Source organism: Hartmannibacter diazotrophicus, from assembly GCF_900231165.1.
GTDB classification, from domain to species: domain Bacteria; phylum Pseudomonadota; class Alphaproteobacteria; order Rhizobiales; family Pleomorphomonadaceae; genus Hartmannibacter; species Hartmannibacter diazotrophicus.
Map to the genome: position 1 here is coordinate 730,428 of NZ_LT960614.1, position 24,269 is coordinate 754,696.

Genomic DNA, 24,269 nt, shown 5'->3' on the forward strand with positions numbered 1-24,269 from the left:
GTTCAACTAGGTGCTGCATGGTTGAACGGCGGCTGAAGTCTTGAGTTTCCATTCGCCCTGTTCAGGGGAAGAGAGAACATGGCACGCGTATTTCTCATTGTTCTCGACAGCTTCGGTATAGGTAGCGCACCCGACGCGGAAGACTTCGGCGATGCAGGCGCAAATACGCTGGGGCATATCGCATCCGCCTGCGCGGGCGGAAAGGCCGATATTCCGGGTGTGCGGTCCGGCCCACTGACCCTGCCGTCCATGGCGACACTTGGCCTCGGTCTTGCGGCGATGGAAGCATCCGGCCGCCGGCCCGACGGGATCAGCACCGCGCCGCTTCTCGGGCGCTACGCGATCGCCGAGGAAAAATCGAAAGGCAAGGATACGCCCTCCGGCCATTGGGAAATCGCCGGTGTTCCGGCGCCCTTCGACTGGGGCTATTTCCCCGACACGATCCCGACCTTTCCCGAAAGCCTAACCGACGCTCTGACCCGCGAGGGCAATCTCCCCGGACTGCTTGGCAACAAGCACGCTTCCGGCACGGACATCCTCGCCGAATACGGCGAGGAGCATATCCGCACCGGCAAGCCGATCGTCTACACCTCTGCGGACTCGGTCCTGCAGATCGCCGCGCATGAGGAGCATTTCGGCCTTCAAAGGCTTCTCGATCTCTGCATTATCGCCCGGCGCCTGGTCGACCCACTCGGCATCGGCCGTGTCATCGCGCGCCCCTTCATCGGCGAGAATGCGGCAAGCTTCGTGCGCACGGCGAACCGGCGCGACTATGCCGTGCCGCCGCCGGAACCGACGCTGCTCGACCGCGTCGAGAACTCGGGCCACAAGGTCTTCGGCATCGGCAAGATCGGCGACATCTTCGCCCATGTCGGCGTTACCGAGGTGCGCAAGGGGGCCGGCAACGACGCCCTCTTCGACGCCACCCTGGGCGTGATGGACGACGCGAAGGCCGGCGATCTGGTCTTTGCCAATTTCGTCGACTTCGACACGCTTTACGGCCATCGCCGGGATGTTGCCGGCTATGCCGCCGCACTGGAGGCCTTCGACCGCCGCCTGCCGGAACTGCTGGCGCGCATGAAGCCACAGGATCTCCTCATTCTGACGGCCGATCACGGTTGCGATCCGACCTGGCGCGGCACGGACCACACGCGCGAAATCGTGCCGGTCCTGATGGCTGGCCAGGGGATCAAGCCGGGCTACGCCGGGCGCCGCCAGACGTTCGCCGACATTGGCGAAACCGCTGCCGACTGGCTGCATCTTCCGGCGGGCCGCCACGGCACCAGCATGCTGGCCCCTCTGGAAGTTCAGCCCGTCTAGGACGGGCGCAGACAAGACTGTTCGGGACGGCGACACCCCCGTGAGCGGGAGGGTCTTGATAATAAGATAAGTGTATGCTTATGTGACGGCATGAGCGAGGCAGACATCTTCAAGGCCCTGGCAGACCCGACCCGGCGGTCGATCTTCGAGAAATTGGCAGCCGGGAACATGAACGCAAGCGCTTTGCGGCAGGGCATGGAGATCAGCCAGCCCGCCATGTCTCAACATCTGTCCGTCTTGCGGAATGCGGGCCTTGTCCGGGAAGAGCGGCATGGACGCTTCGTGAATTACGAGGTCGATCCTCAGGGACTTGCCACCATCGCGCAGTGGCTCGCGAAATACAGGGCCTACTGGCCCGCGCGCATCGATGCCCTCAAGAGTGTGCTGAAGGACATGGATCAATGAGCAACGTTGAGACCGACGACGGCCATGCCATCATCGAACTCGAATACGACCTTGATGAGCCGCCGCAAAAGGTCTGGCGCGCGATCAGCATTCCGGAGTTTCGCGATCATTGGCTCCCGCCGCAGGACCTCGCCGACAGCGAAGCGGCGATCATCACGCCCGGACGGGAGCTTCGCTATACGCTGCGCGACGGCGCACCGCCATTTGTGGAAAGCACGGTCACCTTCACCGTTCTGCCGAACGGGATCGGCGGAACGCACCTCAGGATCGTCCATGTACCGGCCGACGGAAGCTTCCCGCACATGATCATGTCCGCCGCGAATAGCAACGATCCGCCCCTGTTGCGCGTAGCCTGATCCGACACTCGTCCCGTCATTTTCAGAAACACTGGAGTTCGCCGATGCGCGAAGCGATGCAACTCGTCCCTATGGTCATCGAGCAGTCCAGCCGCGGGGAGCGATCCTTCGACATCTACTCCCGCCTTCTGCGCGAGAGGATCATCTTTCTCAATGGCGAAGTGAACGACGCCGTTTCCGCACTCGTCTGTGCGCAATTGTTGTTTCTGGAAGCGGAGAACCCGAAGAAGCCGATTCATCTTTACATCAACTCCCCGGGTGGCGTCGTGACCAGCGGATTTGCGATGTATGACACCATGCGCCACATCCGTGCCCCTGTGCATACGCTCTGCATGGGCACCGCCCGTTCGATGGGCTCCTTCCTGCTGATGGCCGGCGAGCCAGGCGAGCGTGCGGCGCTGCCAAACGCCAGCATTTTGATCCATCAGCCTTCCGGCGGCTTTCAGGGGCAGGCATCGGACATGCTGATTCACGCCGAGGAAATCAAGCAAACGAAGCATCGTATGACGCGGCTTTATGCCGAGCATTGCGGTCGGAGCTACGAGGAGTTCGAGAGCGGGATGGACCGCGACCGTTTCATGACGGTGGAGGAAGCTCTCGATTGGGGACTGATCGACAGGATTCAGCATCCGCGAGACGTCAAATCGTATCCGGATCTGGATGCTTAGAGGGGCGGATTTGCAGGGAAGGGGACGACCCAAACCGGCCGCCGGTCCGGTCGGCGTCGTTCCGCCCGATTTGATTGACTTGGCTGACTGAAAAGGAAATGCTCCGGCCCGCGTCGCAGCGCTTTTGCAGAACATCCGCGGATAGAGCATGACCCGCACCATTCCCAAAGTCGAGCTTCACTGTCACATCGAGGGCGCCGCCCTGCCGGATCTCGTGCGCCGTCTGGCGGCCCGCTACCACATCGATGTCGGCGGCCTGTTCGACGCGGACGGCGGATATCGCTGGCACGACTTCACCTCCTTTCTGGAGGCCTATGACCGGGCGGCCAGCGTCTTCAAGACGGCGGAGGATTTCGCCGATCTGACCGAAACATATCTTGTGGCCTCGGCGCTTGAAGGCGTGATCTACACCGAGGTCTTCATTTCTCCCGATCATGCCCGGCGCAGCGGCATCGCCTACGCGGACTATCTCGGCGGCATTTCGGAAGGCATGCGGCGCGCCGAGGAAAGTCACGGGATCGTCGGGCGGATCATCCCGCTGATCGAGCGGCATTTCGGCCCCGAAGCTGCCATCAAGGCGGCGAAGACCGCGGTCCATACGATGGACGAACGCGTCGTCGGCTTCGGCATGGCGGGCGACGAACGCCTCTACGAGGTGACCGACTTCGCGCCAGCCTTTGCCGTCGCGGCGGAAGCCGGGCTGAAACTCACCTGTCATGCGGGCGAGGTCTGCGGCGCCGAAAGCGTCCGGGCGACGCTCGATGCCATCCCCGTCCGCCGCATCGGCCATGGTGTGCGGGCGATCGAGGATGCGGATCTGATGCGCCGCCTTGCCGACGAGGAAATCGTCCTCGAAGTCTGCCCCGGGTCCAATGTGGCGCTTGGCGTCTATGCCGGCTGGCCGCGGCATCCGATCGTCCGGCTGCGGGATGCGGGCATCAAGGTCACGATCTCGTCCGACGATCCGCCCTTCTTTCACACGACCGTCGGACGGGACTACCGGATGGTGCAGGACACCTTCACTCTTTCGGATCGCGAGATGCTCGCGTTCACGCAAACGGCCATCGATGCGGCCTTCTGCGACGAGACCGTCAAGACCCGGCTGAGGCAACAGATGTTGAACGGCGAAGCCTTCACTTCCTGATAAATCAGGACCATAATTCGGATTCCTTTCCTTGACGGGGCCATCCGCTCCAGACATTCGGCAGGCTATGATGAGCGACAGTGGCAATCGGACGAGCCACATTCGGCTGACTTCGCACCCCGGCGCCGGCGCCCCCATCCGCTACCCCATCAAGTGGGGTGCGGCGGACCCGCTGGAGCGCGGGCCGGTCATCGGCACGGTCTCTCGCGCCGGCGATCGCAACACGATCGGCAGCCACGGCGGCAGCTATTCGCTCTATCGCGCGCTGGCGGTGTCCTCCGGTGCGCTCAATCCCATCCAGCGGCCGGATCTGACCAACACCTCCCCGGTCGTCGGCGTCGGACCGTTTCCGCAGTGGGGAACGCCCGGCAAGATCGTCTCGCTCGATCCCTTCGGTCACATGGTGGCCAGCCTCTATGGCGACCTCATCGCCGAGGGCGTCGATATCCGCCCGACGATTGCCATCACCAAGGCGCGCCTCACCGTGATGGAACTGCAGCAGGCGATCCGCGACCAGCGCCTGAAGGTCGATGGCGACATCGTGCGCGAGGGCGGCGAGATCTCGGTCGTCAAGGCGGCCGTCGATCCCGTGTGGTATCTGCCGGGCATCGCCGAACGCTTCGGCGTCTCGGACGAAAAACTGCGCCGCACGCTCTTCGAGCAGACGGCGGGCATGTATCCCGAACTCGTCACACGGCCGGACCTCGACGTCTTCCTGCCGCCCATCGGCGGCATCACGCTCTATATCTTCGGCGATCCGTCGGCGATTGCCGATCCCAAGCGTCGGCTCACCTGCCGTGTGCATGACGAATGCAATGGATCTGATGTTTTCGGCTCGGATATCTGCACCTGCCGGCCCTATCTCATTCATGGCATCGAGGAATGCGTGAAGGAAGCGCAGGCGGGCGGCGCCGGCCTCGTCGTCTACAATCGCAAGGAGGGCAGGGCGCTCGGCGAGGTGACCAAGTTCCTCGTCTACAATGCCCGCAAGCGCCAGGAAGGCGGCGACACCGCGGCGAAATACTTCGAGCGCACCGAGTGCGTCGCGGGTGTCCAGGATGCCCGCTTCCAGCAGTTGATGCCCGACGTGCTGCATTGGCTGGGGATTACCCGGATCGACCGGTTCGTCTCCATGTCGGACATGAAATACGACGCCATCACCGGCTCGGGCATCGAGATCGGCGAGCGCGTGCCGATCCCCGCCGACCTCATTCCCATCGACGCCATGGTCGAAATGGAGGCCAAGAAGGCGGCCGGCTATTTCACGCCGGAGGCGCCTCCCGCCGTCGAGGATCTGCTGTCGACCAAGGGCCGGCCGATCGAGGAATATTGAGGATCGGATCACACAACAGGATCATCCGGTCTGACGACGCAAAGGCATCTTCTCTTTCATGACACCTCAAGACCTTCTCTCCGCCACTGCCGTTCGTGAGCGGGCCGGCCGCATGCTGGCGCTCGGCGAGGCTGGCGGGCTCTCCCATTTCACCGTCGACCTTGCGCGGCTCGATGCCGCCGCCGACTACGTCATCGCGGTCATGCGCGAGAACTATCCGGATCTCGACATTCCGTTCCACGCCCGCTGGCGGCACTTCGAGGCAGGCGGTATCGACCGCTGGGCGGAGATCTGTGCCGCGCGTCAGTTCGCCTCTGCCGCCGAAGCGGGACGGGCGGCCTTCGATCTGGCCATCGTCTCGGTGCTGCTTGACGCAGGGGCCGGTCCCGACTGGTCCTATGAGGAAGCCGCGACCGGCAAGACCTTTTCCCGCTCCGAGGGGCTTGGTGTTGCCAGCCTTGCCATGTTCATCTCGGGGCTGTTCTCCAACAACGCGGCCGATCCCCTCCGCGCCGACGCGGCGGCGCTTGCGGGCGTCTCGCTTGAGGAGATTGCGTCCGGCTTCCAGGTCGACGGGGCGAACCCCATGGTCGGGCTGGAGGGCCGGGCCGGACTTCTCAATCGCCTCGGCCAGGTCGTCAGCGCCAACGCGGATGTCTTTGCCATGGAGGACGACCCGCGCCCGGGCGGTCTCTTCGACGATCTCGCCGCGAAGGCCGTCGACGGCGTACTGCCGGCAACAGCCATTCTGGAGGCGGTGCTGCAAACGCTCGGCCCCATCTGGCCGGGGCGCACGGTGCTGGAGGGTGTCGATCTCGGTGATTGCTGGCCGTATCCGGGCCTCGTCACCGACGACGTGACGACCGGCCTCGTCCCCTTCCACAAGCTGTCGCAGTGGCTCTCCTATTCGCTGATCGAGCCGCTCGAATGGTGCGGCATCACGGTCACCGACGTGGATGGCCTGACCGGCCTGCCGGAATACCGCAATGGCGGTCTCTTTCTCGATCTCGACGTGATCGCGCTGAAGGATCCGGCCGACGCCGAAAGGTCTCATACGGTGGACTCGGCGCTTGTCGTGGAATGGCGGGCGCTGACGGTCGCGCTGCTCGACCGGATCGCGGAGGTGATCCGCCGGAAGCTCGGCGAGACATCCGAAAGCCTGCCGCTGGCACGCGTGCTCGAAGGCGGCACCTGGTCGGCCGGGCGCAAGATCGCGCGCGCGAAGCGTCCGGGCGGGGGGCCGCCGATCATGGTGGAGAGCGACGGAACGGTCTTCTAAACCGCGGCGGCGTTGGATACTGTGCTGGCTCAGTGGGAATGCCGGCAAGGCGAGGGACTTCGGGGGCAAGATGCAGGGCGTAACGGTAATCGATCATCCGCTGGTGCAGCACAAGCTGACCATCATGCGCGACAAGAGAACGTCGACGGCAGGCTTTCGCCGTCTCTTGCGCGAGATCGCCACGCTGCTTTGCTACGAAGTCACCCGCGACCTGGAACTCTCCGACGTCGAGATCGAAACACCGCTCGAGACCATGATGGCGCCGACCCTGCACGGCAAGAAGCTGGTCTTCGCCTCGGTGCTGCGCGCCGGCAACGGTCTTCTGGAGGGCATGCTCGATCTCGTGCCGGCCGCCCGCGTCGCCCATGTCGGCCTCTACCGTGATCCGAAGACGCTGACGGCGGTGGAATACTATTTCAAGGCGCCGGAAGACATCGGCGACCGCCTGACCATCGTCGTCGACCCGATGCTGGCGACGGCCAATTCGGCGGTGGCGGCGGTCGAACGGCTGAAGGAGCGGGGCGCGAAGGATCTGCGCTTCGTCTGCCTGCTCGCCGCGCCGGAAGGCATCGAGCGGTTCCGGGGCGAATTCCCCGACGTGCCGATCTACACCGCCGCGATCGATCGCCAGCTCAACGAGAAGGGCTACATCGTGCCGGGGCTCGGCGATGCCGGCGACCGGATGTACGGCACCAAGTAGGTCGCGCCGGTTTGCACGGCATCTGAGTGTTTCGGGTCACGCTTCCTGAACCATGGTGAGCGGAACCGAGGGCCCCTTCGCTGTGTCGGGGCCCGCCTTTACGTCAGCTTCACACCAGATTGCAAAAACTCGTCTCCCTGAGTTTCGATGGATGGGCCTTGTTCCGTGCGGACGCGGCCTGCCGAGAAAGGGAGACCGCCTGATGGCGCGCCTCGTCTTTGCCGTTCTGTGCCTGCTGACGGTTGTCGCCTGGATGGTGCCGGACCTTGAACAACTTGGCGCCAGGGACGACCTCGCCGTTGTAGCGACCGCAACCGTCGCATCCCCGGACGATGCCGCTTTGCCGCGTCTTGGCGGGCACGAGGTGCTGGTGCCGAGCGATCCGCGCGGGCATTTCGTCATGTCGATGATGCTGAACAGCACGCCGACGCGCATGCTGGCCGACACCGGCGCGACGGTGGTGGCCCTGCGCGAGAGCGACGCCCGGCGCGTGGGTATCTTCGTTGGGCGCAACGACTACCGGCAGCCGATCAATACCGCCAACGGTCAGGCGTTCGGTGCGCCGGTCCGGATTGCGTCGATGCGGATCGACGCCATCGAGCTCAACGACGTCGAGGCCATCGTCATGCCGGACGAGTCCCTGCAGACCAATCTCCTGGGCATGAGCTTCCTGAGCCGGCTGGAGCGTTTCGAGATTTCGGGCGGCCAACTCGTCCTCGCGGACTGACGGCGGCAAGCCCGGAGGCTTCCTATCGCCCGGCCATGCCGGTGGACAGGCGCTCGGACGCGCCGCGCAGGATCATGCGCACGCTGACCTCTTCGTCGGTCGCCGAGAAATCCACCATCTGGCCCTTGACGCGCTTGATGGCGACCCTGAGCGCTGCCAGCGCCAGATTCCAGTCCGTAGCGTTGGAGGAGGCATCGGCGAGCTCGGCGCCGGCAGCCGGCGCGCGGGCGCGGACGGTGTAGGCCGCCGTCTCGAAGTTGATGCCCTTGCCCTCCACGACGATGTCCACCGGAGACTTGCCGATGCGGGCCATCGCCGTCAGCAGGGCAAGCCGCATCACGGCGTCGATGTCGTGTGAGTCGCCGCTGACCGTCGGCGCCTCGACCGAGCTTTCCGCGCTCTTTACGAGGCCGACCGCCTGCGCGTCGTTGATCCAGGCCTCGGCCATGGGCATCGGCTCGATCGACCCGTCCGGACCGCTGGGAGCGGGCGCCATCAGGCTGAGGCAGCTCTCCAGCATCATCTTCAGTTCCAGTTGCCGCCGCGAGCGTTCCTCGACATCGCGCCAGCCGCGGTCGCGCTCCTCGATGAGGGAGAGCCGTTCCTTGTAGAGTTTCGTTGCGTCCGTCAGCAGGAGAACGGTCGTCTTGAAGCCCTCGGTGTCCTCATTGGCGACGGCGCTGGCCAGCAGGTAGGTCGGTGTCGGGGCTTCCATCGCCTCGACCAGATAGGTCTCGGTCCCGAAGTTCACGCCGGCCTTGTCGAGCGAGACGGTCTGATCGGACGCCGTCAGGCGGAGCGTTCGGGGCAGTTCCTTGCCGCCTTGGTCGAATTCGAGGTTGACGAGGCTGTGTGCGGCCGGATTGGCGGCAAGGATGACGCCTTTGTCGGAGAACTGGATGACGCCGATCGGGGAGGTCGAGAGCAGCATGTCCGCCACCATCACCTTCGTCCGCCAGGCCGCCGCGAACTGGAGCAGGAAATCGTCGATCTCGCGCGCGAGGTGGCCAATCTCGTCGCGCCGTCCGATGTCGCATCGCTCCTCGCCCGCGCGGGTCGGCGTCAGCAGGGCCTCGCGGACGATGCGGTTGATGCGCTTGGCCGGCAAGGCGATGCGCTGGCGCACCAGAAAGCCGGAGAAAAGCGAGACGAGCAGCCCGATCATGACCGACATGATGCGCAACTGCCTGAGATTGGCGGCGACGCGTGCCAGCATCTGGGAGGTGTCGACCCGGATCAGCAGGTGGTAGGCGGTCTGGGATTCTTCCGGGCTGATGTGAAACTCGGCGCGCGCCTCCTCGCTGCTTTCGGGCGCGGGTATGACACCGTGGCGGATGGCGTTGAACGTCGTGAACGGCCGCTCGCCGAAGGTTTCAAGCTGGCTGCCGGTCGCATCGAAGATCGACGCACCCTTGAGGGCGTCGATCACGACGAGACGAGTGCCGACGCGGCCGATCTCTTCGGCCTTGCTCTGGAAGCGCGGATCGATCGCCGACTGCAGGAGCGCGATGCTCGTCTTGCGCAGATTGGCGAGTTCTTCGGTGTAGCGCAGTTTACCGATGAAGAAGATGGCCGCGTTGATACCGCCGACCGTGACCACGAAGGTCAGGGACGCGACGATGAACGTCGCGCTGATGGCCGACGGGAGGGAGAACTTGATGAGCTTGCGCCCGGAGCCCTCGGATTTGGCCTTATCCTTCGTCATGGCCACCGCCCGCTCCGGCTCGAAGAGGAGAGGTCGTCGATCACCGCGCCGCGGAGCCGCCGACGACCGTCAGCACACCCGCCCGCGGCGGTGCCGCCGGGGTGCGTCCCGTACTGCTGACCGGAAGAGGGGGCATGGGCCTTGCGCGTCATTCTGCCTTGCGATCATGTCGTCCGCCGCCGGTGGGCTGGCGACGGCTACTGAACTCCGCCGCGCGTGGCTGCGTTGCTGTTGCGGGACTTCGTCTGGTCGAGGACGATGCCGTAGCTGCCCGGATCGTCGCCGACATTGATCATCGGCTGGCAGATGTCGCCGCAGGAATAGGTCGAGCGGCCGGCCGCGTTGTGGCGGAAGATCGTCACCACGTCCCTGTCCGGCGCCTCGACACGAACCTGCGCATCCGCGATCGCCTCGCCCTTTTCGTCGAGCACGATGAAATTGGTGGTGCCGTAGCCGCGCCCCGTGATGACGAGCGTCTGCCGGTCCTGGATGGTGGCGTCGGCGATCGACGGATTGCCGATGATGACCGTGGCAGCCGGAGCGGAGATGTGCATGACCTTGGCCTGGTCCATGTTCACCACGACCGTCTCCTCGGCGCTGGCGGCAGAGCCGAATCCCAGCAGGAGAAGACCGGCTAGACTGCTGCGGACAAGAAAATGAACCATGATTGCCTCGCACTCGTTACGCCGATGACCGGTCTTGGCGGCAGAACCGCTGATGACCGCCTCCGGCAGAACTCTTCGGCGGGCAAGACGTGCGTCTGGCGCCGCGGCGCCCCACTCTGGGCCGCCCGAAGCCTCCGCCTCTCGATCGATTGCCATGTCCCGCCAGCCCGGAATTGCCGGACTTACCTTGCGCCAATCATGAAGAGGCTTGGTAAACAAACAGAAAACACATGGAAATTCCGAGAATAACGGTCTTCGCCGATCACCCGGCGCGAATGAAGACCCGGTCCTGACCGGCCAATCGTCGAGCTTTTGAGCATTGAGGCGGGTGGATCGGCCTCTCGTCGGCGGCCACAAGCGGCACCGCCAGCCTCCGAAGAGAGGTCGAAGGCGGGCGATTCCGCCGTCCATGCGAGAGACAGACCGGTTCTCATCGCGGATGGCGCGATGAGAACCGGTCTGTCTCTCGTGGGCTGCCTCGTCCTCGTCTTGAGGAAGCCCTGCGGCAAGGACTCAGATCAGCCGGGCTTCGCCGTTGCTGAGGCCGCGCCTGCGGGCCTCCGACAGAACGTCGGACCCGATGTCGACCAGATGAAGCCCCTCGCGGGAGAGGTGGTCTGCTCCTTGATGGCACTGATCGCGTCATCCATCGTGCGCGCGACGACGAGCACGAAACGCTCCAGTCCTCCATTCGGCTGATGCTGGCCGGGTTTGCGGTGCTTGAAACGATAGCCGTCGTAAGGAAGCTCGCTCATGGCGTTACCTCTTCTTCTTGCTTGGCCGGTTGCTCCGTCCTGAAAAAGGGCTATCGCGTAAAGATAGGACTGATCGTCGTTCATGAACAGGGATCCGCTCAGGCGGACTGCGTGCCCGCCCGCGCCTTGTCGCTGGCCGTGGCGGCAAAGCGCCGGGACACGAGCGCGGCAAGCGCCGGCACCGAGAGCGTCACAAGGATGGCGACCGAGCTCATGGCCATGCCGAGGCCGACCGAGCCCTGCTCGAACTGGTTCCAGATGAAGGTCGCAATGGTCTCGGTCCCAAGCGGGGCGAGCAGGATCGTCGCGACGAGTTCGCGCGAGGCGACGGCGAAGACGAGCAGCATCGCCGCGACCATGCTCGGCAGGATCAGGGGCAGGACGATGCGCAGGATCAGCGTAACGGGCCGTGCGCCGAACACCCGTGCGGCGTCTTCCAGGCCGCTGCCCATCTGCCGCACGGCCGTCGTCGCGTAGCGCACCGGATAGGGCAGGAGCAGGCAGCAATAGGCAAAGACCAGCACCCACGGCGTGTTGTAGACCGTCAGCGGCAGCCAGGGCTGCGTCCATGCGAGGATGAGGCCGACCGCGATGACGACGCCGGGGATCGTGTTGGGCACGAGGCTGAGGAAATCGAGGACGCGCGCCATCCGCGTCTTCTGCCGCACGGTGACGAGGGCCGTCAGCACGCCGACGAGGCCGGTGATCAGCGCCGTGCCGATACCGAGCGAAAAGCTCGTCAGAAGCGCTTCCATGGCGCCCGACGTCTGGTCGGCGAGGCCGCGGAAATTGTCGAGGGACAGGTTGTCGGCGGCAAGACCACCGGAAATCGTGCGCGTGGAGGCGGTGATCAGGACACTGGCAATCGGCGCCATCGTTCCGACGGTGGCGACGGCCGCAAAGCCTGCGAGCACCAGCGGCTTGTAGCGCCCAAGCTCCATCAGTTCCTGCCGCGACGGCTTGCCGGACATGGCGCCGGTATCGCGCCGGTTGACGATCCAGTGCTGGCCGACGAAGGCCGCGAGCGCCAGCATCACGAGGACGATCGAGAGCATGGCGGCGCCGGGAAGATCGATCGGATAGTCGGAGAGGCGCTGCTCGACGCCGGTCACGAGGACGAGGAAGCCGGAGCGGGCGGCAAGGACGGCCGGCGTGCCGAACTCCTCGATCGACATGGCGAAGACGAGAAGCAGACTGGCCGCGATGGCCGGCGCGGTGAGCGGCAGCAGGATGCGCCGGAAGCTCACGCTTGGTGCTGCACCGCAGACGCGCGCGGCCTCCAGATAGCGGCCCGAGATTGCGGCAACGCTGCGCGAGACGGCGAAATAGACGACGGGAAAGACGTTGAGCGTCATGACAAAGACGACGCCCCAGTAGGAAAACAGGAACTTGCCGACATTGAAGCCGGCGATCTGGTCGAGATAGCCGTGCGGTTGCAGAGCGAAGATCCAGCCGAGCGCCGCGATATAGGGCGGGATGGTGAAGGGGACGGTGAAGAGCACGTCCCAAAGGCCGCCGCCGGGCACCTTGAAAAGTCCGCGCAGCATGCCGAGCGGCACGCCGACGACAAACGAGCCGACCATCACGCCAAGGCCGAGCTTGAGCGTGTTGAAAGTCCATTCGACAAGCCTGGGATCGGACAGCGTCTCGGAGACAAGCGCGAAGGGACGCGCGAGCGAGCCGGCGCCGATCTCGGGAAAGATCGCCTGAAGGACGATGAAGCTGAGCGGCCAGGCGATGAGGACGAGAAGAACTGGAGCGACGAGGGCGGCGAGGCCGCCGCCCTCTGTCTGGCTCCGCTCGCGTGAGCGACGGGAAAGCGCCACGTCCTCAGTTCGCCGCGAAGATCTCGGCGAAATGCGCGAGGATGGCCTTGCGGTCCGTCGACGGATCGACCGACAGCAGCTTGAGGTCGGACATGAGAGGACGATCGGCGCCGACATCGCTGCGCGCCGGCATCAGATCCGCGCCGGCAACGGCCGCCTGGCCTTCGTCCGACAGGACGTAGTCGATGAACGCCTTGGCAGCGTCCTGATGCTGCGACGACTTCAGGATCATCATCGGGCGGGGCGCGATGACGGTGCCGCTCTTCGGGAAGATGACCTTGAGCGACTCGCCCTTCTTGATCTGGCCGAAGGACTGGTAGTCGACGGCGCCGAAGACGACCGCCTTGGCACCCTGCAGCACCGGGTTCAGCGCCTGCGCGTTGGCGCCGGGCACGATCATGCCGTTGGCCGAAAGATCCTCGAAGAGCTTCCAGCCGATGGCCTCGTCGGAGGCGAGCGCGGCGACGAGCTCATAGGCCGAACCGGAGCTGGCCGGATCGGGCATCGTGACGAGGTCCTTGTATTCTGGCTTGGCAAGGTCGGACCAGTCGGTGGGTTCCGGCGTGCCGCTCTTGGTGTTCCAGGCGATGGCGAGCGCCGAAATGCCTTGGGCGACATAGGTCGGGGCCTTCAGGAAGTCCGGCACCTTTTCCGCGTTCGGGCTGGTGTAGTCGAGCAGCAGGCCGTCCTTGTCGAACTGGGTCGCGGTGTCCCAGGAGGCGGAGATCACGACGTCGGCGACGGGGTTGGCCTGCTCGGCGGCAAGCCGCGCCATCACCTTGCCGGTCGTCGCCTGGAAGACCTCGACCTCGTTGCCGGTCTTCTTCTGGAAGCCGGCGGCAAGTTTCTTGATGAGGCCGCCGGGGCCGGCGGAATAGACGGTGACGGTCTCGGCCTGGGCGGTGCCGGCAAGCACCGTTCCGATGGCGGCGGCCGCCAGCAGTCGAAGCAATGTCTTCATGGTCAAATCTCCCTGTTCGTGAATGTCGGTCGGATCGTTCGTGGGTCAGACGGAGGTTGCGGTGGCCGGGAACCAGCGGGCGCGGTCCCAGACGACGTCGACGCCGACAGGCGCGTTGTCGCGCAGGCGTTCGTCGTTGGGCAGGTCGACGTCGAAGCCGCAGGAAAGCTGGATGCGGGTCGTGTAGCCCTCGCCGCGGAAGGTCGAGCGCACGACGGTGCCGGTCAGCGAGGCCGCCTCCGGCGCGACGATGCGGAGCGCGCCGCGTGGCAGGAACAGATCTCCCGGCCCGGCATGGCCGTTGAACCCGCCCGGTGTGGCAAGGACGTCGGCACTGTCCTGGAATGTCACCTTGCCGTCCGCGAGATGGCCGGGGGCGATGAGCCCGAGCTTCAGGAAGCTTGCGACTTCGGCGCTTTCCGGCCGGGCGACGAGATGCTCCGGCGGGGCGATCTGGACGATGCCGCCGCCGGCCATCACCGCGACGCGGTCGGCAATGGCGAAGGCCTCGCCGTGGTCGTGGGTGACGTAGACGCCGGTGAGACCGAGCGAGCGGACGAGCGCCGCGATATCGACGACGAGCTGGTCGCGAAGCTCGCGGTCGAGATTGGAGAGCGGCTCGTCGAAGAGAATGACGGACGGCTGCGAGACGATGGCACGCGCAAGGGCGACCCGCTGCTGCTGGCCGCCGGAGAGCGTCGACGGCGAGCGGTCGGCGAAGGCGCCGAGGTCGACGAGGTCGAGCGCATCGCGCACCCGGCGCGCCCGTTCCTCGCCGTTGACGCCCTTCATTTCAAGGGGAAAGGAGACGTTGCCGGCCACCGTCATGTGCGGCCAGAGCGCATAGTCCTGGAACACCATGCCGATCGAGCGGCGCTCCGGCGGCACGAGCTTGCCGGTGCCCGCGTCCGCGACGACATCATCGCCGATCGAAACGCTGCCGTGCGAGGGCGCCAGTAGGCCAGCGATCATGCGCAGGAGCGTGGTCTTGCCCGACCCGGATGAGCCGAGGAGCGCGACGACCTCGCCTGGCGCGATGTCGAGATCGACGGAGGTCAGGATCGGTTTGCCGCCAAAACTCTTGCCGAGTCCGCGTGCGGACACGCTGGCACCGGCTAAAGCCGGGCTTTCAGGCCTTTGTCTCGGCGCCAACATGTCACCCCGCCTGTCGTAAGTCCCCCTGATGGGTTGGGACTATTCGGACGGGATGACAGTTTGATGAACCTTGTGCGGGAGAGTCAGGAATTGACCGGAAACAGGAGGATCGGCGGTCGCATTCTCTCAGGAACGGCAGAAACGGCGCGCGGGATCTGCGCGGCTACCGGCAGCTGAAGCCGCCATCGGCCATCAGCACCGCGCCGTTGATGATGGCCGCCTCGTACGACGCGAGATAGAGCGCGGCCGCGGCGATCTCCGAAGGCTTTGCGAAGCGCCCGACAGGGATATCCTGCCGGGCCTTGACGCCCTTCTCGCCCGACCAGCCGACAAGGGCCATTGGCGTTTCGACCACGGTTGGCGCGATCGCGTTGGCGGTGATGCCGAACCTGGCCCACTCGATCGCCATCACCTTCGTCAGGTTGATCAGGCCCGCCTTGCTGGCGCCGTAAGCGGCATGCTCCTCGATGGCGATCACCCCCGCTTGCGAGGAGATGTTGATGACACGGCCGCGGCCCGAAACCTTGAGATAGGGCAGGGCCGCCGCGCCCATGAGCCAGGGGCCGCGCAGATTGATCCGCATGGTCCTGTCCCAGGCATCGAGATTTGGTTCCTCGGCCGGAAAGATGATGCCGAGGCCGGCATTGTTGACGAGAATGTCGATCCCCATCTCGCGGCCGATCCGCTCGACCGTGGCCTTGATGGCGTCCGGATCCTCGAGGTCCAGCGCGAAGCTCCGGTGCTCATCGCCAAGCCGCGTTGCGAGCGCCGATGAATCGGCTATGTCGACAAGCGCGAGCCGGGCGCCGGCATCGGCAAAGGCCTCCGCCATGGCCTCGCCGATGCCGCCGGCAGCGCCGGTGATGAGGGCGGTCAGCCCCTTGAGATCGCCCATGTCGGTAAGCCTCCTGTGGCGGGTGAAGAACAGCCCCCGGCTGCGCTCGTCGGGTCAGATGTCGAAATTCGTCGGCAGCACGACCATGTCGCGGATCGTCACGTTCCGGGGGCGGGTCAGCATGAACATGATCGCTTCCGACACTTCCGTCGGCTCGATCAGGCTGCCGCTTTCCTTGGCCTTCCTCAGGTTCTCTTCCGGCCAGTCGGCGAGCAGCGCGGAGATGACGGGGCCTGGGGACACCTGCCCGACACGGATGCCGTGCTTGTTGAGCTGGCGGCGCATCGTCTGCACGAAGCATGTGATCGCCCATTTCGACCCGGAATAGACGGGCTCCCACTGGATCGGCATGTGACCGGCGACCGAGCATGTGACGACGATGTCGCCCGTGCCGCGTTCCATCATGTGCGGGATCACGTCGCGGACGTTCTTCATGACCGCATTGACGTTGAGGTTCAGCATCCGGTCGATGGTCGCCGTGTCGGTCTCGATCAGGTCGCCGCCGATATAGGTGCCGGCGTTGCAGTGCATGATGTCGAGTTTCCCGGCCTTTTCCAGAATGCCCGGAACCATCGCGCTGCAGCTCTCGGCGTCGAGAAGGTTGGTGACCTGGGGGATCGCATTCTTGCCCAGTTCGCCGCCGAGCCTCGTCAGGGCGGCTTCATCATAGTCAACCATGACGACCGTGGCGCCCGCGTCGAGCAGCGCCCGCGTGGTGGCAAGGCCGATGCCGGATGCGGCACCGGTGACGGCGGCGACTTTGCCCGAAAGGGATTCTGCCATAGTGGGGTCTCCAGATAGTGAGGTTCGCGGTTCAGACGGCCAGGAAGCCGCCGTCGATGGGAAGAACGGCGCCGGTTACGACCGGCGCGTCATCGGAAAGAAGCATGGCGATGGAGCGGGCGACGTCCTCGACCTCGGCGAAGCGGCCCATGGGATGGCGAACCATCATCGGGTCCTTCTTGGCCGGATCGGACCAGGCGGCAGCCGCCAGTTCGGTCATGGTCACCGTCGGCGCGACCGCGTTGACCCGGATGCCGTGAGGCCCGAGTTCCTTGGCCATGACGCGGGTCGCGCCCTCCAGCCCGGCCTTCGATGCGGCGTAGACCATGTGGTCCTGAAAGCCGCGATGGCCGGCGATCGAGGTGACGTTGACGATGGCGCCGCCGCCGCCGGCCTTGACCCGGGCGCGCGCGAATTCCTGCGCACAGATCAGGGCCGCGCGCAGATTGATGCCCATGACGGTTTCGTAGCCGTCTTCCGTCATGTCGAGCACGCTTTCCAGAACGTTGGTGCCGGCGCAGTTGATGAGGTAATCGGCGGTGCCTGCTTCGGTCATGGCGGCGCGCGCGGCGGCGTTGTCGGCAAGATCGACCGTGATGGTCCTTGCTCCAATGCCGGAGGCGAGCGTTTCCAGATCGGACGGCGTGCGGGCCATGGCAACGACATGCGCGCCGCGCTGTGCCATGAGTTCCGCGCAGGCGCGTCCGATGCCCTTGCCGGCGCCGGTGATGATGACGGTCTTGTCGGCGAAGCTGTTCATGAAAGTGCGCCCTTCAACTCAGTGCGTGGTGTATCCGCCGTCGGCGACGAGGGTTGCCCCGGTGACGTAGGAGGCGGCGTCGGAGGCAAGGAACAGGGCGCAGGTGGCCATCTCTTCCGGCTGTGCGAAACGGCCCATGGGGGTGTTTTCCGTCCAGGTCCGGTTCCAGTCTTCCCTGGCGATGCCACCCTTGGTCATGTCGGAGACGACGTAGCCCGGCGCGAGTGCGTTCACCCGGATGCCCCTGCCGGCATATTCGAACGCCATTGTCGTGGTCATCTGGTGGACGGCGGCCTTTGAGGAATTGTAGGCCACCTGGAGCTGCGGCTTGTTGGACACCATGCCCGAGATCGAGCCGATGTTGACGATGGCGCCGGCGCCCTTTTCCAGCATCGGCCTGATGGCCGCGCGCGCGATCCGGAACGGCGCGATCAGGTTCGTCTCCATGATGTAGGCGAGCTTCTCGTCGTCGAATTCATGGAAATTGCCGTTGGCGGCAACGCCGGCGTTGTTGACGAGGACATCGAGGCTGCCGAATTTCTCCAGCGTCGCGGCGACGAGCTTTTCGCCGGTGTCCGGCTCCGTGACATCGGCCGCGATCCAGCTTGAGGTGTCCGGGTTGCCGGCCAGAAGTTCCGTCAGCTCGACGGTCTCGCTGCGCCCGGTCAGCATGCATTTCGCGCCGGCTTCCAGGAACAGCTTTGCGATCGCAAGGCCGATGCCGCGATTGCCTCCGGTGATCAGGGCGACCTTGCCGTCAAGGCGGAATTGATCAAGCGACATGGGTGGCGTCCTTTGTTGCGGCGGCGGTGCCGCCTGTCCCGCAAGCCGCCTGATAGGCGTCGAGCGCTTTCGTGACGCGCCAGATCAGCACGTCCTCGGGCTGCAGCGGCTTGCCTGCGAACTGGCTCCCGTCCGGAAGATGCTGCCAGATGAGGGGCAGGGGCACGGACTTGCCGCGCAGCGTATCGAGAAGGTGATCGACGGCCCCGGCGGCCTCGTCTTTCGGCCAGTAGTAGCGGATGCGGTCGGACAGCGAATAATGGCGGAGCATGCGGATCGTGGCCGGATCGCCGTTGTAGTGGCCTTTCCAGAAGCCTGGGTCGGCGAGCATCATCGTGTCCATCGCGGCCTTGAGCGAGCGCTCGCCATAGGCCGGATCGAGATCGGAGGCGATGAGATCGAGCGCGTAGAGCGTCTCGCGCAGGACGAAGGTGAGTTCCGGACCGACCTTCAGGATGCCGAAGCCGTCCTCGACGAGTTCGCGGAGCGGTTCGATGCCCTGGTAGTCGGTCGAATGGGCCTCGAAGACGAGGTTGGGCTCGTCGTCCAGAATGTTGACGAGCGGCTGCGCCCTCTGGCGGTCGTAGCGCACCACATTCTGGTTGCCGAACTCGACGCCTGGCTGGACGACGAGGCCGATGACGCGCGAAAACGCTTCGTCCAGTCCGGCCTTCGAGAAGGTCTTGCGGTGGATGGCGATGGTCTTGCGGGCCGCATCCGGATCGGTCGGCGGAACGTCGGTCAACGCATGGTCCGCGCCGCCGGGCGGGGGTACCTCGGTGCCAATGATGTAGACGGGCATGCCGTTGCCGGCCGCACGCGCGGTCTCCTCGGCAACCCGCGCCAGGCGGCACGCCCGCTCGGCGGTCGTCGCATCGTCAAGGGCGAGGGGCTCGCCCGCGCAGCCCATCGAGGCGTCCAGATGGATCTTGCGAAAACCGGCGGCGACATAGGCGGCGACCATCGCTTCGGCCTCGGCCATCGCCTCTGCCGCCGGCCGCGACCGCCAGGGGTTCGGGCCGAGATGATCCCCGCCGATGACGATCTGGTCCCGAGGGCAGCCTTCCTGGTCGGCCAGATCGAAGACGAGGTCGGCGAAATCCTCAGGCGTCATGCCCGTGTAGCCGCCGAGATGGTTGACCTGGTTGCAGGTCGCCTCGATCAGAACGGTCGTGCCGGTCCTTCGCCCGTTCCTGAGCGCCGCCCTGAGCACGAGCGGATGCGCGGAACAGACCGAGACGATACCGCGCGGTTTGTCGCTGCGCCGATAGGCGGCCAACTGGTCGAGCTTCACCTGCATCATACCCGCCTTTCCGTCGAAGCGATGAATGCGTCGAGTTCGGCGCGCGTGCCCGCGCCTTCCATGGGTCCGAGAACGGTCACGTTGCGGGCGCCGGCCGCCGTGGCATAGGTGAGAGCGTCCGCGATCGGCGATCCGAGCCTGCGGCACGCGACATAGGCGCCCCCGAAGCAGTCTCCGGCGCCGGTCGGGTCGGCTTCCTCCACGGCGAAGGCCGGTGCGTGAACGGATTGGCCGTCGCGGGTGAAGACGGTTGCCCCGTCCATGCCCTGCTTGAGCGCGATTTCTCCGACGCCCAGGTCGAACAGCCGCCCGATCGCTGCCTCCTGCCCATCGACGCCGGCGGCCCGTTCAAGCTCGTCGCCGGAGGGCAGCAGGAGATCGCAGAGCCCGACAAGCTTCGCGAAACGCGCCTCGGTTTCGCCGTCGTAGCGGATTTCCTTGCGAAGATTGGGGTCGAGCGAAACGGAGCCGCCGCGCGCCTTGATCACGCCCACAGCCTTTTCGATAACGTCCCATGCCGCCGGCATGGACAGGGCGGAGCCCATGACGTGCAGGTGCCCGGCGCGGCCGATCAGCGAACGGACGGTCTCGGTCCAGCCGAAACGGGCGGCCGCCGACGTGCCGATGTTGTAGACGAAGTCGCGCGAACCATCCGCGCGGTAGCGCACGAACGCGCTGCCGGTCGGAAGGCCCGGGTCGATGGAGATCGCGGACACGTCGACGCCGTCCGCGGCGAGTCGCCGCGTGTTCACTCGGCCGAAGTTGTCATCTCCGACGGCACCGACCATGGCGGCCGCCCCGCCCATTCTGGCGCACTGGTCGATGAAAATCGCCGGCGCTCCGCTCGGGAACGGGCCAAACAGCGGCTGCGCTTCCAGAAAGCCGCCGCCGATGGTCGTGGCGACGATTTCGACGAGGATCTCGCCGACGCAGACGGTCGGTCCGAGGCTGTCCGGAGCCAGAGTGGTTTCCTGCGCCATTTGGGTGCTCACGGCCGGGCGTTGACATCGCGGCGCCGCAGCGCCTCGGCCCATCGCATCTCGATGAACTGCCGGGCGTGGGCGGCAAGCGGATTGGCGTCGTCCCAGGTGTCGCGCCAGATGCCGCAGACCCGCGACAGCGCCTCGTCGACGACGGCGCTGGAAAAGCTCTCGAAGACGATGTCGCGGTCGTGGAACCCGATATCGACGAGGGCGTCGAAAATGGCCGGGAAGTCGATGGTCCCGGTGCCGAGGTAACCGCGATAGTTCTCGTTGAAATGGAAATAGGTGACCTTGTCGCCGGCGAGGCGAATGGCGCCCGCGGGATCGGCCTCCTCGATGTTCATGTGGAAGGAATCAAGGTGCAGGAAGACGTCGTCTCGGCCGGTGTCTTCGATGAACTTCAGGCCCTGGGCGGTGGTGTTGAGCACATTGGACTCAAAGCGGTTCACGACTTCCAGAACCAGTTGCACGCCGCACGCCTTGGCGACCTCCGCCGTTGCCGCGATCGCGCCTGCGCTGTTCATCCAGCCGGCACGGGTCGGCATGGAATCGTATTTGCCATGCATGGAGTAGAGGATCCCGCCGAGGCGGATTCCGCCGATGTCCCGCACCGCCTTGACGGCATCGGCGAGAAGCGTGGTGCCCCTGGCAACGACCGCCGCATCTTCGCTCGAGACATCCGCATGCGCGGGCAGGCCCATCGTGACGACGATCTCGATGTCGAGATCCTGTGCTTTTCTCGCCAGGCGATCGAGATCGAATTTTTCCGGGCGAAGATAGGCGAACTCGATCATGCGGTAGCCATGCCGGGCGGAACTCTCGAGCGCCATCTCGAGGCCCTCCTGGGTCTCGCCGTTCGTCCAGACAAACGAATGAATGCCCAATCTGCGCATGATGCCCGCTCTCTCCCTCGCGCTTCGCGGTTATTGGCGCTCCCATGCGCATGGCGGCTTTGACGATCTCGGTCCGGGAAAGTCCGTCGCCGATGGCACATGGGGCGGGTTCGCGAAGTCGATTGGTTTTACAATTGCATTTGAAGGAATACAAATGATTTTTCGTGGTCGCGCGATATTGTTCGGGCCATGCGCCCGCAATGGCCCATCCCGGTCATTCCGAACCCAGGCGCATCAAGCCTTTTGAAGAAGCAACTCGGCGGTCACGTCGTCGGTGATGAGCCGGTTGGCGATGCCGCCGGAAATCGCGGCATCGATGATCTCGACCTTGTGCCGGCCCGCCGCCGCCAGCACGCGTATCGGTACGGACTTGAGGGTGTTGAGATCGATCCCGATCGTGCGGTCGTCCAGCCTCGTCGAAACGGCGTTGCCCTTCTCGTCGAGAAAGCGGCCGACGACGTCGCCGACCGCGCCGGCGGCGGAAAGGTCCTCCTTGCTGACCTCCTGCGGCAGTCCCGTCGAGATCAGGTAGGAATGGGAGGACACGTTGCTGGCCGTCAGGATGGCGACATCGAGCGTGTTGAACTTGGCGAAATGCTCCTGGAAGATCTCCTGCGACAGGAAGGAGTCGCGGTCCACCTGGTCCGACAGGAAAATGGGGGCGGCCAGAAGCGAGTAATTCGCGCCGAGTCGTTCGGCGAAACCGGAGGCGATGCCGAACGAATTGAACGTCGCGCCCTTTGACGTGCCGCCGATCATCGAGATGATCTCGCACTCGGGAAGCGACTGGCGCACGATCTTGCTGATCGCGCTTTGCAGGGTGACGCCCCAGGAGACGCCCATCCGTTTCCACCCTTCCGAAACGATCCTCGCGGTCAGGTAGCTCGCAAGGGCCGCGCCGACCGGCAGATGGAAGTCGTAGGATTCGCGGTTGGCGGGCGAGACGATCGCATCCTCAAGCCCGTATTTCGCCTTCAGCTCTTCCTGCAGCTCGACGCGCGGCAGAAAGGGCGATTCGATCTGGATCTTGATCATGCCGCGGCTTTTCGCCTGCTGGATGGCCTGGTTCACGCGCAGGCGCGTGACGCCGAGCGCGGCCGCAATTTCGGCCTGGGTCATCTCGTTCACATAGTAGTGCCAGCAGATCTCGGTCAGAAACGCTTCACCATCATCGCTGCGATCAGTGTTCATTCACGGGCTCCCATATCGCTTGGCATGCGCCAGATGGGTTTGCGCTGCATTATACAAATGTCTGATTCGAGATACAGATGCATTTACCACTTGATTAAGTCCGCATACATTTGTAAGAGAGTTCCGATGACGTCGCAATCCGGCATGACTGTCGCCGGACACCGCGATTCGTCCAACTAAGGGAGGGAAATCATGAATTTCGCACTGAGACTGGGCGCGTCCGCGCTCGCGATGACGATTGCGACGTCCGCCTTCGCCGACGACGCATACTGGAAGAAGGCCGGCGAGCCCTATCAGGGCGTTGTCCTGCACGGCGTCACGGAATCGACCCCGCCGTCGAACTATATCAAGGATGTGCTGGCGCCCAAGTTCGAAGAGCTGACGGGCATCCGCGTCGACATCGAGACGACGTCCTGGGACCAGATGTACGACAAGGCGATCAAGGACATGGAGGCCGGAACCGGCATCTATGACATGATCTACATCGAGCAGGACATCATCTATTCGTATCTGGCGCGCGACTTCCTCGTCGATACGACCAAGCTGCTCGCGGACAACCCGGCTCTGAAGGCGCCGACCTACAGCGAAGACAAGTTCACGACCTTCGCCAACTACTTCAGGGGCGCCAACGGCGACCTCTATGGCGTCCCGATGGAAGCCTTCATCAAGATCTATCTCTACCGGACCGATCTGTTCAACGACCCGGAAATCAAGGCCGCCTTCAAGGAGAAGACGGGCCGCGATCTGGCGCCGGCCACGACCCACGAAGAATACACGGAGATCGCCGAGTTCTTCACGCAGTGGGGCAAGGACCACAACATGGACCTGTGGGGCACCACCGCTCAGGCCCACACCGGTCACGTCGCCTCCTGGTACGAGTATTTCGAGTCGATCGCGCCGACCTTCGGCGTCTACAACTGGGGCATCGACGCGAACAACAACTACGCCGCCTCGGTCGAGCACGGTGGCCAGATGAACAGCGACAAGGCCAAGGAAGCGCTGACCTGGTGGCTGCATCTGCGTGACATCGCGCCGCCGGAATCGGTTCAGTCGACCTGGACCGAGGTTGGCACGACCTTCGGCGCCGGCCGCGTCGCCCAGGGTCTGGTCTACGGCGAGAACGCCGGCTGGATCGCCGCCGACAAGAACAAGTCGCTCGTCACCGGCAAGGTCGGCGTCGCTCTGCCTCCGGTTTCGCCCGGCGTCATGGAAGATGCCGAATCCGGCAAGGGCTACATCGGCTACTACGACGGCGGTGCCTTCGGCATTCCGGTCACGTCGAAGAACAAGGAAGCAGCAGCGCTGTTCCTCGAATACATGGGCCAGGACGAGGTCCAGCCCGATTGGGCCGTCGCCGCGCCGCGCGTGACCAACAAGGCGACCTACGACGACCCCAAGGTCCAGGCGATGAACACGGAACTCGGCGGTTACTACGACCTGCTGAAGGACAAGGGCTACCTGTTCGCGGGCGCACCTGCCTATCCGTTCCATGCGCAGGTTCGCGAGGCCACCGCGCCGACCTTCTTCAAGATCCTGACCGGCGAACTCAGCGCCAGCGACGGTCTTGACCAGATGGCCGCCGAGGCCGAAGCCGAGTTGACCAATCTCGGTTATCGCAAGTAAGGGCTAACCTCCCTGACTGCGGGTCGCCGTTGCCTGTGGCGACCCGCTTTTTCTTT

Annotated in this window: 24 protein-coding genes; 10 read left to right on the forward strand and 14 right to left on the reverse strand. The window is 64.9% G+C overall.

What is annotated here, in order from left to right:
• The first annotated feature begins 78 nt into the window (after nt 1-78).
• The 9 genes from HDIA_RS03320 to HDIA_RS03360 all read left to right on the forward strand — a co-directional run bounded on the left by HDIA_RS03320 (nt 79) and on the right by HDIA_RS03360 (nt 7,932).
• Nucleotides 79-1,320, forward strand: a complete 1,242-nt coding sequence (locus tag HDIA_RS03320; RefSeq protein ID WP_099554329.1) for a phosphopentomutase — start codon at nt 79-81, stop codon at nt 1,318-1,320.
• Between the two features lie 90 nt (nt 1,321-1,410).
• Complete coding sequence (locus HDIA_RS03325; protein WP_099554331.1) at nt 1,411-1,725, forward strand: ArsR/SmtB family transcription factor; 315 nt, start codon at nt 1,411-1,413, stop codon at nt 1,723-1,725.
• Entirely contained in the window at nt 1,722-2,081 is a 360-nt protein-coding gene (locus tag HDIA_RS03330; protein ID WP_099554333.1) for an SRPBCC family protein, read from the forward strand. The genes HDIA_RS03325 and HDIA_RS03330 overlap by 4 nt, the downstream gene beginning before the upstream one ends.
• A 44-nt stretch (nt 2,082-2,125) precedes the next feature.
• A complete protein-coding gene (locus HDIA_RS03335) occupies nt 2,126-2,749 on the forward strand; it encodes an ATP-dependent Clp protease proteolytic subunit (RefSeq protein WP_099554335.1) in 624 nt (207 codons plus the stop codon).
• Between the two features lie 148 nt (nt 2,750-2,897).
• Nucleotides 2,898-3,893, forward strand: coding sequence for an adenosine deaminase (locus tag HDIA_RS03340; protein ID WP_099554337.1), 996 nt, complete (start codon nt 2,898-2,900; stop codon nt 3,891-3,893).
• A 70-nt stretch (nt 3,894-3,963) separates the two neighbouring features.
• Nucleotides 3,964-5,226: a GTP cyclohydrolase II gene (locus HDIA_RS03345; RefSeq protein ID WP_099558686.1), complete on the forward strand. Its 1,263-nt coding sequence runs from the start codon at nt 3,964-3,966 to the stop codon at nt 5,224-5,226.
• Nucleotides 5,227-5,284: 58 nt separating this feature from the next.
• Nucleotides 5,285-6,505, forward strand: a complete 1,221-nt coding sequence (locus HDIA_RS03350; protein WP_099554339.1) for a URC4/urg3 family protein — start codon at nt 5,285-5,287, stop codon at nt 6,503-6,505.
• A 70-nt stretch (nt 6,506-6,575) separates the two neighbouring features.
• On the forward strand, nt 6,576-7,205 hold the full coding sequence (upp, locus tag HDIA_RS03355) for a uracil phosphoribosyltransferase (protein ID WP_099554340.1): 630 nt from the start codon (nt 6,576-6,578) through the stop codon (nt 7,203-7,205).
• A gap of 202 nt (nt 7,206-7,407) precedes the next feature.
• Nucleotides 7,408-7,932 (forward strand): retropepsin-like aspartic protease family protein, encoded by a 525-nt coding sequence (locus HDIA_RS03360; protein ID WP_157775195.1) that lies wholly within the window; start codon nt 7,408-7,410, stop codon nt 7,930-7,932.
• Nucleotides 7,933-7,954: 22 nt separating this feature from the next.
• On the opposite strand, the gene HDIA_RS03365 is transcribed toward HDIA_RS03360, so the two are convergent.
• The 14 genes from HDIA_RS03365 to HDIA_RS03430 form a co-directional block, all read right to left on the reverse strand.
• Entirely contained in the window at nt 7,955-9,637 is a 1,683-nt protein-coding gene (locus HDIA_RS03365) for a hypothetical protein (RefSeq protein ID WP_099554345.1), read from the reverse strand.
• A gap of 197 nt (nt 9,638-9,834) precedes the next feature.
• On the reverse strand, nt 9,835-10,302 hold the full coding sequence (locus HDIA_RS25095) for a pilus assembly protein N-terminal domain-containing protein (RefSeq protein ID WP_157775198.1): 468 nt from the start codon (nt 10,300-10,302) through the stop codon (nt 9,835-9,837).
• Nucleotides 10,303-10,820: 518 nt separating this feature from the next.
• Nucleotides 10,821-11,141 (reverse strand): hypothetical protein, encoded by a 321-nt coding sequence (locus HDIA_RS03375; RefSeq protein ID WP_157775201.1) that lies wholly within the window; start codon nt 11,139-11,141, stop codon nt 10,821-10,823.
• Nucleotides 11,142-11,155: 14 nt separating this feature from the next.
• On the reverse strand, nt 11,156-12,883 hold the full coding sequence (locus HDIA_RS03380) for an ABC transporter permease (protein ID WP_245884144.1): 1,728 nt from the start codon (nt 12,881-12,883) through the stop codon (nt 11,156-11,158).
• A gap of 4 nt (nt 12,884-12,887) precedes the next feature.
• Nucleotides 12,888-13,844 carry an ABC transporter substrate-binding protein gene (locus tag HDIA_RS03385; protein ID WP_099554353.1) on the reverse strand — a complete coding sequence of 319 codons (957 nt, stop codon included), beginning with the start codon at nt 13,842-13,844 and terminating at the stop codon, nt 12,888-12,890.
• A gap of 45 nt (nt 13,845-13,889) precedes the next feature.
• Complete coding sequence (locus HDIA_RS03390; RefSeq protein ID WP_342748087.1) at nt 13,890-14,948, reverse strand: ABC transporter ATP-binding protein; 1,059 nt, start codon at nt 14,946-14,948, stop codon at nt 13,890-13,892.
• Nucleotides 14,949-15,162: 214 nt separating this feature from the next.
• A complete protein-coding gene (locus tag HDIA_RS03395; protein WP_099554357.1) occupies nt 15,163-15,894 on the reverse strand; it encodes an SDR family oxidoreductase in 732 nt (243 codons plus the stop codon).
• A 54-nt stretch (nt 15,895-15,948) separates the two neighbouring features.
• A complete protein-coding gene (locus tag HDIA_RS03400; protein WP_099554359.1) occupies nt 15,949-16,677 on the reverse strand; it encodes an SDR family oxidoreductase in 729 nt (242 codons plus the stop codon).
• Nucleotides 16,678-16,708: 31 nt separating this feature from the next.
• Complete coding sequence (locus HDIA_RS03405) at nt 16,709-17,437, reverse strand: SDR family oxidoreductase (protein ID WP_099554361.1); 729 nt, start codon at nt 17,435-17,437, stop codon at nt 16,709-16,711.
• An 18-nt stretch (nt 17,438-17,455) separates the two neighbouring features.
• Nucleotides 17,456-18,220 carry an SDR family NAD(P)-dependent oxidoreductase gene (locus HDIA_RS03410; protein ID WP_099554363.1) on the reverse strand — a complete coding sequence of 255 codons (765 nt, stop codon included), beginning with the start codon at nt 18,218-18,220 and terminating at the stop codon, nt 17,456-17,458.
• The gene (locus HDIA_RS03415) at nt 18,210-19,523 is read right to left on the reverse strand and encodes a D-tagatose-bisphosphate aldolase, class II, non-catalytic subunit (RefSeq protein WP_173796180.1); all 1,314 of its coding nucleotides are present in this window, start codon (nt 19,521-19,523) and stop codon (nt 18,210-18,212) included. The genes HDIA_RS03410 and HDIA_RS03415 overlap by 11 nt, the downstream gene beginning before the upstream one ends.
• On the reverse strand, nt 19,520-20,503 hold the full coding sequence (locus HDIA_RS03420; protein ID WP_245884146.1) for a tagatose kinase: 984 nt from the start codon (nt 20,501-20,503) through the stop codon (nt 19,520-19,522). Before HDIA_RS03420 ends, HDIA_RS03415 begins: the two co-directional genes overlap by 4 nt.
• A gap of 8 nt (nt 20,504-20,511) precedes the next feature.
• Nucleotides 20,512-21,399 carry a sugar phosphate isomerase/epimerase family protein gene (locus HDIA_RS03425; protein ID WP_099554367.1) on the reverse strand — a complete coding sequence of 296 codons (888 nt, stop codon included), beginning with the start codon at nt 21,397-21,399 and terminating at the stop codon, nt 20,512-20,514.
• A 234-nt stretch (nt 21,400-21,633) separates the two neighbouring features.
• Nucleotides 21,634-22,590: a sugar-binding transcriptional regulator gene (locus tag HDIA_RS03430; protein WP_099554369.1), complete on the reverse strand. Its 957-nt coding sequence runs from the start codon at nt 22,588-22,590 to the stop codon at nt 21,634-21,636.
• Nucleotides 22,591-22,782: 192 nt separating this feature from the next.
• On the opposite strand from HDIA_RS03430, the gene HDIA_RS03435 reads away from it, so the two are divergent.
• Nucleotides 22,783-24,213 (forward strand): extracellular solute-binding protein, encoded by a 1,431-nt coding sequence (locus HDIA_RS03435; protein WP_099554371.1) that lies wholly within the window; start codon nt 22,783-22,785, stop codon nt 24,211-24,213.
• Nucleotides 24,214-24,269 lie beyond the last annotated feature (56 nt).

What these genes read in the sequence shown, in the direction of transcription:
- HDIA_RS03320 (WP_099554329.1), top strand. Translation starts at nt 79, where the DNA reads ATGGCACGCGTATTTCTCATTGTTCTCGACAGCTTCGGTATAGGTAGC.
- HDIA_RS03325 (WP_099554331.1), top strand. Translation starts at nt 1,411, where the DNA reads ATGAGCGAGGCAGACATCTTCAAGGCCCTGGCAGACCCGACCCGGCGG.
- HDIA_RS03330 (WP_099554333.1), top strand. Translation starts at nt 1,722, where the DNA reads ATGAGCAACGTTGAGACCGACGACGGCCATGCCATCATCGAACTCGAA.
- HDIA_RS03335 (WP_099554335.1), top strand. Translation starts at nt 2,126, where the DNA reads ATGCGCGAAGCGATGCAACTCGTCCCTATGGTCATCGAGCAGTCCAGC.
- HDIA_RS03340 (WP_099554337.1), top strand. Translation starts at nt 2,898, where the DNA reads ATGACCCGCACCATTCCCAAAGTCGAGCTTCACTGTCACATCGAGGGC.
- HDIA_RS03345 (WP_099558686.1), top strand. Translation starts at nt 3,964, where the DNA reads ATGAGCGACAGTGGCAATCGGACGAGCCACATTCGGCTGACTTCGCAC.
- HDIA_RS03350 (WP_099554339.1), top strand. Translation starts at nt 5,285, where the DNA reads ATGACACCTCAAGACCTTCTCTCCGCCACTGCCGTTCGTGAGCGGGCC.
- upp (WP_099554340.1), top strand. Translation starts at nt 6,576, where the DNA reads ATGCAGGGCGTAACGGTAATCGATCATCCGCTGGTGCAGCACAAGCTG.
- HDIA_RS03360 (WP_157775195.1), top strand. Translation starts at nt 7,408, where the DNA reads ATGGCGCGCCTCGTCTTTGCCGTTCTGTGCCTGCTGACGGTTGTCGCC.
- HDIA_RS03365 (WP_099554345.1), bottom strand. Translation starts at nt 9,637, where the DNA reads ATGACGAAGGATAAGGCCAAATCCGAGGGCTCCGGGCGCAAGCTCATC.
- HDIA_RS25095 (WP_157775198.1), bottom strand. Translation starts at nt 10,302, where the DNA reads ATGGTTCATTTTCTTGTCCGCAGCAGTCTAGCCGGTCTTCTCCTGCTG.
- HDIA_RS03375 (WP_157775201.1), bottom strand. Translation starts at nt 11,141, where the DNA reads ATGAACGACGATCAGTCCTATCTTTACGCGATAGCCCTTTTTCAGGAC.
- HDIA_RS03385 (WP_099554353.1), bottom strand. Translation starts at nt 13,844, where the DNA reads ATGAAGACATTGCTTCGACTGCTGGCGGCCGCCGCCATCGGAACGGTG.
- HDIA_RS03395 (WP_099554357.1), bottom strand. Translation starts at nt 15,894, where the DNA reads ATGGGCGATCTCAAGGGGCTGACCGCCCTCATCACCGGCGCTGCCGGC.
- HDIA_RS03400 (WP_099554359.1), bottom strand. Translation starts at nt 16,677, where the DNA reads ATGGCAGAATCCCTTTCGGGCAAAGTCGCCGCCGTCACCGGTGCCGCA.
- HDIA_RS03405 (WP_099554361.1), bottom strand. Translation starts at nt 17,437, where the DNA reads ATGAACAGCTTCGCCGACAAGACCGTCATCATCACCGGCGCCGGCAAG.
- HDIA_RS03410 (WP_099554363.1), bottom strand. Translation starts at nt 18,220, where the DNA reads ATGTCGCTTGATCAATTCCGCCTTGACGGCAAGGTCGCCCTGATCACC.
- HDIA_RS03415 (WP_173796180.1), bottom strand. Translation starts at nt 19,523, where the DNA reads ATGATGCAGGTGAAGCTCGACCAGTTGGCCGCCTATCGGCGCAGCGAC.
- HDIA_RS03420 (WP_245884146.1), bottom strand. Translation starts at nt 20,503, where the DNA reads ATGGCGCAGGAAACCACTCTGGCTCCGGACAGCCTCGGACCGACCGTC.
- HDIA_RS03425 (WP_099554367.1), bottom strand. Translation starts at nt 21,399, where the DNA reads ATGCGCAGATTGGGCATTCATTCGTTTGTCTGGACGAACGGCGAGACC.
- HDIA_RS03430 (WP_099554369.1), bottom strand. Translation starts at nt 22,590, where the DNA reads ATGAACACTGATCGCAGCGATGATGGTGAAGCGTTTCTGACCGAGATC.
- HDIA_RS03435 (WP_099554371.1), top strand. Translation starts at nt 22,783, where the DNA reads ATGAATTTCGCACTGAGACTGGGCGCGTCCGCGCTCGCGATGACGATT.